This window comes from Actinomyces oricola (assembly GCF_004104015.1).
GTDB classification, from domain to species: domain Bacteria; phylum Actinomycetota; class Actinomycetes; order Actinomycetales; family Actinomycetaceae; genus Actinomyces; species Actinomyces oricola.
This window is the reverse complement of record NZ_RYFV01000054.1, coordinates 1-3,042: the sequence shown is the minus strand read 5'-3', so window position 1 is coordinate 3,042 and position 3,042 is coordinate 1. Positions and strand designations below refer to the sequence as shown.

Genomic DNA, 3,042 nt, shown 5'->3' with positions numbered 1-3,042 from the left:
ACCACCACCATCCGACGCTTCATCGACACCTACAACAAGACCTGCAAACCCTTCTCCTGGACCAAGCCCGCCGACCAGATACTCAAGAAAGCCAAGCGCCCAACTACTTCAGAAACACGACACTAGAACGGATCAAGACGATGCCAGTAAGCGACCTAGCCGCCCGGGACGCCCACCTGTGGCTGTGGACAACCAACGCCATGCTGCCCACCGCCTACGAAATCGCCGGGGCCTGGGGCTTCACCGTACGCAGCCCATTGACCTGGATCAAATTCCGCCTCGGTCTATCCGGCCGCTACCAACTACGCAACGCCACCGAACAACTACTGTTCTGCACCCGCGGCCACGCACCTCTAGGCAACCGCTCCCAACCCACCTGGTTCAACGCACCCGTAACCGAGCACTCACGCAAACCAGCCGAACAATTCGCCATCATCGAACGCATCAGCTCCGGCCCCTACCTAGAACTATTCGCCCGCCGACACCCAGAATCCAACCAACCCTGGGCCATCTGGGGCAACGAAGTCAACTCCGACATACAAATCCCCGGATACCCGGTACCGAGATACAGCGGAAGAGTGGTTCGGGATAGTGGTGGCTGCAAGATGGAACGAGGGATAGGGCTATGAGAGGGGTTAAGCATGTTGGACGGTGGCGGGATGCGCTCGCCCGCGGCGAGGTTTTGGAAGAGCTGCCTGTACGTGTTCGGCGGCGTCGTGCTGCTGGTCTGGGCGGTGGAATTGGTCTGGCGGTATCGGTGGGCGGTCGTGGTAGCGGGCGTCGTCGCCGGCATCGTGGCCGGGGTGCGCTGGTATCTGCGGCGCTGGTGAAAAGAGATAAACGGAGGCGAGCGTCATGACATACCGGAATAATCGCGCTCGTCGGCCGCGGTATCGGGCTGTGGCGTCGTGGTGCCAGCGGATTGATATTGAAGCACTGGCTCGGGTGCTGTTGATACTGGCTCTGTACCGGGCCGAGCAGAATCCCGGTACAGAGCCCACCCAGGCAGGTAAAAACGGTAAACCGGTAGACGACGGTGCTGACGGTTCTGCCCGGGCGAGTGACACCCAGACGGGCCGGATTGGGGGTGGGTCATGAGCCGGGTCTGGCAGTGGCAAGAACTAGCGTGGCGCAGCCCGGTGACGCCCGCGGTAGCGGCTACAGCCCTGGAACGTCTGGCTACAGCCATGGAGGTGGGACCGGTAGTGCTGGAGGTGCACGCCTGGGCCGGCGGAGTGTGTTGGCTGGTGGGCTGTCAACCAGGCCGGGTCACTGAGGTGAAGCGCCTACTAGCGCATCACCTGCCGGTACAGGTATTTCAGCCCGAACACGAGCGTACTGCGGTCAGCCGGGCTGTGCGGCTACAGGCTGGTCGCAGCGGCGTCAGCGCTGTCAATGAGCGGATCGTTGCGGCGACCCGGGCCTTGTACGCCACTGTCAGTGGTCTGAGTGGGGATCAGCGGGTGGTGGCACAGCTGGTGATCGGCCGTCGTCTGCCGTCATCGTTCTTCACCGCACCGCCGGCTCCGGGCTGGCGTGAGCTGTTCCTGGGCAGTCCTGTCCCGAGGACGTCGGAGCGCACGGCACGGACAACCGGCGAGCAGCACGGCGCTGTGGCCTGTATGCGCCTGGGGTACGCGGGCGAAGTGAGGCAAGCGCATCAGCTGTTCTCCCAGCTATTAGGGGCGCTGCGCACCGTTGAGACAACCGAGGCCCGGTTTCGCCTCAGCGCTGAGACTCCGGACAATCTGGAGCGGGCGACCCTGCCGTGGCGCTGGCCCTTGCGTCTGCGTTCAGGGCAACTGACGGCCTTGTGCGGGTGGCCGATCGGCGAGCCGACACTGCCGCTACTGGGTGATCTGCACCCGCGCCAGCTGCCGCCGCCAGGTGATCTGACCGCCTCGGAGCGGGTAATCGGCGTGGTCAGCGCACCAGGACGCAGACAGCCCGTCTCGATCTCAATCCGTGACGCGGTCTTTCACACGCATCTGCTGGGCCCTACTGGTACCGGTAAATCAACGGTTCTGCTCTCGCTGACCCTGGCCGACATCGAGGCGGGCCGTGGAGTGCTACTGATCGACCCCAAGGGCGACCTGGCTATCGACCTGCTGGCTCGCATACCGGCTAAGCGGCACGGCGACGTGGTGGTGATCGACCCAACCAATCCAGCACCAGTGGGGTTGAACCCGCTGACCGGCCCCGTTGACCTGGCGCCAGTGACAGCCGATGGACTATTGGGGACGCTGGCGGCCTTGTTCCGCGAGCACTGGGGAATCCGTAGCGCCGACATTCTTGGTGCCTCTTTGTTGACACTGGCGCGCACTCCGGGAGCCAACCTGCTGTGGCTGCCGCCGCTGCTGACCGACCCGGCTTTCCGGCGCCGGATCCTGGCTGGACAGGACGACCCGCTGGGCACCGGTGCCTTCTGGGCTGCCTACGAGTCCAAGAAACCGCAGGCGCAGGCCACGGAGATCGCCCCGGTGCTCAACAAGCTGCGCAAGCTCATTGTGCGACCGCATTTGCGCGCCGTCCTGGGCCAATCCTCGCCGCGCTTCTCCATGACCGACCTGTTCACCCAGCGGCGGATCGTGGTCGTCAACCTCAACCGCGGCCTGCTCGGCGCGGAGGCCGCTCGACTGCTGGGGAGTCTGCTGGTTGGCCAGTTGTGGACGCAGCTGCTGTCCCGGCAGACACTGCCAGCCGAGCGTCGTCATATTGTCGGCGTCTACATTGACGAGGTTCACGACTTCATTAACGGGCTACCGGGCGACTTGTCCCAGGCTCTAGCGCAAGCCCGCTCACTGGGCGGCGCCTTCCACCTGGCGCACCAGTACCGCGCTCAACTTACCCCGGCCATGGTGCAGGCCATTGAGACCAACGCCCGCAACAAGATCTACTTCGGCCTATCCGGCACCTGAATCGTTCCGGGTTTAATGGAGGCGGTGATGATAGGAAGGATCACTGCTATGGGACGACGGAAGTACCCCCTGGAGTTGCGCGAACGGGCGACTCGGATGGCGCTGGAGGCTATGGAGGATCCGG

3 protein-coding genes are annotated in these 3,042 nt (G+C 64.0%); all 3 read left to right on the top strand.

Going from position 1 to position 3,042, the window contains the following annotated elements:
- The first annotated feature begins 41 nt into the window (after positions 1–41).
- Positions 42–629, top strand: coding sequence for an MT-A70 family methyltransferase (locus EUC46_RS12290; protein WP_338324489.1), 588 nt, complete (start codon positions 42–44; stop codon positions 627–629).
- Positions 630–641: 12 nt separating this feature from the next.
- Entirely contained in the window at positions 642–830 is a 189-nt protein-coding gene (locus EUC46_RS12625) for a hypothetical protein (protein ID WP_164918841.1), read from the top strand.
- A gap of 264 nt (positions 831–1,094) precedes the next feature.
- Positions 1,095–2,918, top strand: coding sequence for a type IV secretory system conjugative DNA transfer family protein (locus EUC46_RS12285; RefSeq protein ID WP_128774442.1), 1,824 nt, complete (start codon positions 1,095–1,097; stop codon positions 2,916–2,918).
- The last annotated feature ends 124 nt before the right edge of the window (positions 2,919–3,042 follow it).